Below are 3,844 nucleotides of genomic sequence, written 5' to 3'. Positions count from 1 at the left end.
GACGACGTCGATGGGGCTGGTCTTCGTGGCGGCCACGCCGAGGTCGGCGGGGCGGCCGTCGCGCAGCAGCTCGCCGGCGCGGCGGGCCGCTTCGAGCGCGACGGCGAGGAGCTCGTCCTTGAGGGGGCGGTCGGTCACGGCACTCCTAGATCGTGTGGGGCTGCGGCGTACACGGCGTACGCCAAAGGGGCGCGCCGGTCACTCGGCGGCTCCCGCGGCGGCGGGGCGCGGGGTGCGCGCGGGGCAGCAGCCCACCGGGCAGACGTCATGGCTGGGGCCGAGCGCGCCCAGCGCGCAGCGCTCGGGTGCGGCGCCGCGCTCGGTCGCCGCCCGCTCCAGGACCAGGTCCCGCACGGCAGCGGCGAAGCGCGGGTCCGCGCCGACCGTGGCGGCGCGGGTGACGGGCAGGCCCAGCTCCCGGGCCTTCGCGGCGGCCTCGGTGTCGAGGTCGTATTTGACCTCCATGTGGTCCGAGACGAAGCCGATGGGGACCATCACGGCGGCCGGCACGCCCTCGGCGTGCAGGGCCTCCAGGTGGTCGCAGATGTCGGGCTCCAGCCAGGGGATATGCGGGGCGCCGCTGCGGGACTGGTAGACGAGCTGCCAGGGGTGGTCGGCGCCGGTCTCCTCGCGGACCGCGTCGGCGATGACGCGGGCGACGTCGAGGTGCTCGGCGACGTACGCGCCGCCGTCGCCGTGGGCGGGCACAGGGCCGGAGGTGTCGGCGGCGGAGGTCGGGATGGAGTGCGTGGTGAAGGCCAGGTGCGCCCCGGCGCGCAGCCCCTCGGGGAGCTCGGCGAGGGCGGCGAGGGTCGCGTCGACCATGGGCCGTACGAAGCCGGGGTGGTTGAAGTAGTGCCGCAGCTTGTCCACGCGCGGCGGTTCGATGCCCTCGGCCTCCAGCGCGGCGAGCGCCTCGGCGAGGTTCTCGCGGTACTGGCGGCAGCCCGAGTACGAGGCGTACGCGCTGGTGGCCAGGGTGAGGACGCGGCGGTGTCCGTCGGCCGCGAGCTCGCGGAGCGTGTCGGTCAGATACGGCGCCCAGTTGCGGTTGCCCCAGTAGACCGGGAGGTCCAGGCCGTGCTCCGCGAAGTCCTTGCGGAGCGCCTGGAGCAGCTCGCGGTTCTGCGCGTTGATCGGGCTGACGCCGCCGAAGAGGGAGTAGTGCTGTCCGACCTCTTTGAGCCGCTCGCGGGGGATGCCCCGGCCGCGTGTGACGTTCTCCAGGAACGGCACGACGTCGTCCGGGCCTTCCGGTCCGCCGAAGGAGAGCAGGAGGAGGGCGTCATAGGGGGCGGGGGCTGGCTGATCCGACATACGTCCGATCCTGCCACCCCCCACTGACAGTCCGCCCCTCGCACCCCTGCCGTCAGGCCGGAAAATACCGGTGCGGCGGATGACGGCCACCCGTAACCTGTATCGGCCACGAACATCCCTTACCGGTGGAGTCCACCCCTTGCCCAGTCCCTACCGCGCGATCTTCGTCGCCCCCGGCGCGAAGGGCTTCTCGACAGCCGGCTTCTTCGGCCGGATGACGCTGTCGATGATGAGCATCGGCATCGTCACGATGGTCTCCCAGCTGACCGGCCGGTACGGGCTGGCCGGCGCGCTCTCCGCGACGGTCGCGGTGGCCGACGCCGTGGCGGGGCCCCAGATATCCCGGCTCGTGGACCGGTACGGGCAGCGCCGGGTGCTGCGCCCGGCGACGCTGATCACGGCGGTGGCCCTCGCGGGGCTGCTGGTGAGCGCCCAGCAGCGGTGGCCGGACTGGACGCTGTTCGTCTTCTCCGTGGGCGTCGGCTGCGTGCCGAACATCGGCGCGATGGTCCGGGCCCGCTGGGCGGCGATATACGGGGACTCGCCGCGCCTGCTGCACACCGCCTACAGCGCCGAGTCCGTGATCGACGAGGTGTGCTTCATCTTCGGGCCGATCATCTCCATCGGCCTGTCCACGTCCTGGTTCCCGGAGGCGGGGCCGCTGCTGGCGGGCTGCTTCCTGGTCTGCGGCGTCTTCGCGCTGACCGCGCAGCGCGCCACGGAGCCCGTACCGCGCCCGCACGGGGAGCACTCCGGGGGCTCCGCGCTGCGCTCGCGGGGGCTCCAGGTGCTGGTGGCGACGTTCGTGGCGACGGGGGTGATCTTCGGCTCGCTCGACGTGGTGACGGTGGCGTTCGCCGCGGAGGAGGGCCACAAGTCCGCCGCCAGTCTGGTGCTCGCGGTGTGCGCGCTGGGGTCCTGTCTGGCCGGTGCGGTCTACGGGCTGCTGCATTTCAAGAGCGCGCCGCAGCGCCGGTGGCTGCTGGGCGTCTGTGCGATGGCCGTGAGTATGATCCCCCTCCAACTGGTCGGGAACCTGCCGTTCCTGGCCGTGGCGCTCTTTGTCGCGGGCCTGTCCATCGCGCCGACGATGGTCACCACCATGGCCCTCGTCGAGCAGCATGTATCGCGCGCGAAGCTGACCGAGGGCATGACGTGGACGAGCACCGGGCTCGCGGTCGGATTCGCGCTCGGCTCGTCGGCCGCCGGCTGGGTGGTGGACGCGTCCGGGCCCGGGGCGGGGTACGCGGTGTCCGGCGTGGCGGGTGCGCTCGCGGCCGCGGTCGCGTTCCTCGGGTACCGCCGGCTGCGGCCGGCGCCTCATCGGGAGGGGTCTGGCGCACATGACCGAGACGAGCAGCACGTGGCGCAACTGGGCGGGGAACGTGGCGGTCCGGCCCGCGAGGACCGCGACGCCCTCCAGCGCGGAGGAGCTGGCGGCGGCGGTCCGCAGGGCGGCTGAGGACGGGCTGCGGGTGAAGGCCGCGGGCACGGGCCACTCCTTCACCGCCGCGGCGGCCACCGACGGCCTCCTCATCCGGCCCGAACGCCTCACCGGGGTCCACAGGATCGACCGTACGGCCGGGACCGTGACGGTCGCGGCGGGCACCCCGCTCAAGCGCCTCAACGAGACGCTCAGCGCGCACGGGCTGTCGCTGGCCAACATGGGCGACATCACGGAGCAGACGGTCTCCGGGGCGGCCGGCACCGGCACCCATGGCACCGGCCGCGACTCCGCCTCGATCGCCGCCCAGATCACGGGTCTTGAGCTGGTCACGGCGGACGGCTCGGTGCTGACGTGCTCCGAGAAGGAGAACCCGGAGGTGTTCGCGGCGGCCCGGATCGGCCTCGGCGCGCTCGGGGTGATCACGTCCGTCACCTTCGCCGTGGAACCGGAGTTCTGGCTCACGGCCCGCGAGGAGCCGATGCCCTTCGACCGGGTCACGGCCGAGTTCGAGCAGTTCGTGGCCGAGAACGAGCACTTCGAGTTCTACTGGTTCCCGCACACCGCCAACTGCAACACCAAGCGCAACAACCGCAGTCCGGGCCCGGCCGCGCCGCCCTCACCGCTGAGCGCCTGGATCGAGGACGAGTTCCTCTCCAACGGCCTCTTCCAGGCCGTCTGCGCGCTGGGCCGCGCGGTGCCGGCGACCATACCCCCCGTCGCCAAGGTCTCCAGCCGCGCGCTGTCGGCCCGTACGTACACCGACATCCCGCACAAGGTCTTCACCAGCCCCCGCCGGGTCCGCTTCCTGGAGATGGAGTACGCCCTGCCGCGCGAGGCGGCCGTGGCGGCGCTGCGCGAACTGAAGGCGATGGTCGAGCGGTCGAACCTGCGGATCAGCTTCCCGGTGGAGGTGCGGACCGCGCCCGCCGACGACATCCCGCTCTCCACGGCGTCCGGCCGCGACACCGCCTACATCGCGGTGCACCAGTACCGGGGCACTCCGCACCACGCCTACTTCTCGGCGGCCGAGCAGATCATGACGGCGCACGGCGGGCGGCCGCACTGGGGGAAGCTGCACAG

At 73.0% G+C, this 3,844-nt stretch carries 3 protein-coding genes and 1 pseudogene; 2 read left to right on the top strand and 2 right to left on the bottom strand.

The annotated features are described in order from the left end of the window. Together ACFU99_RS36630 and ACFU99_RS36625 are read right to left on the bottom strand one after the other, a co-directional pair. Window positions 1-138 (bottom strand): annotated as a pseudogene (locus ACFU99_RS36630) (inositol monophosphatase); the annotation flags it as partial. A 60-nt stretch (window positions 139-198) separates the two neighbouring features. Further along, window positions 199-1,317: a ferrochelatase gene (locus ACFU99_RS36625; protein WP_384400858.1), complete on the bottom strand. Its 1,119-nt coding sequence runs from the start codon at window positions 1,315-1,317 to the stop codon at window positions 199-201. A 139-nt stretch (window positions 1,318-1,456) separates the two neighbouring features. Here ACFU99_RS36625 and ACFU99_RS36620 point away from each other — a divergent pair, with 139 nt between their 5' ends. Both ACFU99_RS36620 and ACFU99_RS36615 read left to right on the top strand, forming a co-directional pair. After that, on the top strand, window positions 1,457-2,779 hold the full coding sequence (locus ACFU99_RS36620; protein ID WP_384400856.1) for an MFS transporter: 1,323 nt from the start codon (window positions 1,457-1,459) through the stop codon (window positions 2,777-2,779). Beyond that, window positions 2,661-3,844 (top strand): D-arabinono-1,4-lactone oxidase (locus ACFU99_RS36615; RefSeq protein WP_384400853.1); only part of this gene is annotated, 1,184 nt, incomplete at its 3' end. The genes ACFU99_RS36620 and ACFU99_RS36615, both read left to right, overlap by 119 nt.

Source organism: Streptomyces sp. NPDC057654 (assembly GCF_042800135.1).
Taxonomy (GTDB): domain Bacteria; phylum Actinomycetota; class Actinomycetes; order Streptomycetales; family Streptomycetaceae; genus Streptomyces.
The sequence above is the reverse complement of the archived record's forward strand: the minus strand, read 5'-3'. Positions and strand labels throughout refer to the sequence as shown.